General features: G+C 54.3%; 1 protein-coding gene. It reads right to left on the bottom strand.

All coding sequences use genetic code 11. The features are described 5' to 3' along the window. The coding region (gene tuf / locus C7433_RS23490) for an elongation factor Tu (protein ID WP_110269063.1) at positions 1–1,115 on the bottom strand (1,115 nt) is incomplete at both ends.

The raw sequence follows: 1,115 nt of genomic DNA, 5'->3' as shown, positions 1-1,115 counted from the left end.
CGCAGACCTTCGTCCATTGCGATTGGGTGGATCAGGGTAACAACCATTTTGATGTTGTCGCCTGGCATAACCATTTCAACGCCTTCTGGCAGCTCTACTGAACCGGTCACGTCAGTGGTACGGAAGTAGAACTGTGGACGGTAGCCCTTGAAGAACGGAGTATGGCGGCCACCTTCGTCTTTAGACAGAACGTAAACTTCTGACTCGAACTTGGTGTGTGGCTTGATGGTGCCTGGCTTCGCCAGAACCTGACCACGCTGGATGTCTTCACGCTTGATACCGCGCAGCAGAACACCACAGTTTTCGCCTGCCTGACCCTGGTCCAGCAGTTTGCGGAACATTTCAACACCGGTACAGGTTGATTTCGCCGTATCTTTGATACCCACGATTTCAACTTCGTCGCCGACTTTAACAACACCGCGCTCAACACGACCGGTTACTACAGTACCACGGCCAGAGATTGAGAATACGTCTTCGATTGGCAGCAGGAACGGCATGTCGATAGCACGAACCGGATCCGGGATGTAGTTGTCCAGGTGGTTAGCCAGCTCAACGATCTTCTCTTCCCACTCTGGGTTGCCTTCCAGCGCTTTCAGTGCTGAACCGCGAACGATTGGAGTATCGTCGCCCGGGAAGTCGTACTGTGACAGCAGGTCACGGACTTCCATCTCAACCAGCTCCAGCAGCTCTTCGTCATCAACCATGTCACACTTGTTCAGGAACACGATGATGTAAGGAACGCCTACCTGACGACCCAGCAGGATGTGCTCACGGGTCTGCGGCATTGGGCCGTCAGTCGCAGCAACAACCAGGATCGCGCCGTCCATCTGCGCAGCACCGGTGATCATGTTTTTCACATAGTCGGCGTGGCCCGGGCAGTCAACGTGTGCATAGTGGCGAGACGGGGTTTCATACTCAACGTGTGCAGTGTTGATGGTGATACCACGTGCTTTTTCTTCAGGGGTGCTGTCGATCTGGTCGAACGCACGCGCCTGGCCGCCGTTGGTTTTAGCCAGAACGGTGGTGATTGCTGCAGTCAGGGTGGTTTTACCGTGGTCAACGTGACCGATGGTGCCCACGTTTACGTGCAGTTTGTTACGTTGAAATTGCTCTTT

The organism is Pantoea sp. PNA 03-3, from assembly GCF_003201175.1.
In the GTDB taxonomy this organism is placed as follows: domain Bacteria; phylum Pseudomonadota; class Gammaproteobacteria; order Enterobacterales; family Enterobacteriaceae; genus Pantoea; species Pantoea stewartii.
This window is presented reverse-complemented; position numbering and strand designations above follow the sequence as displayed.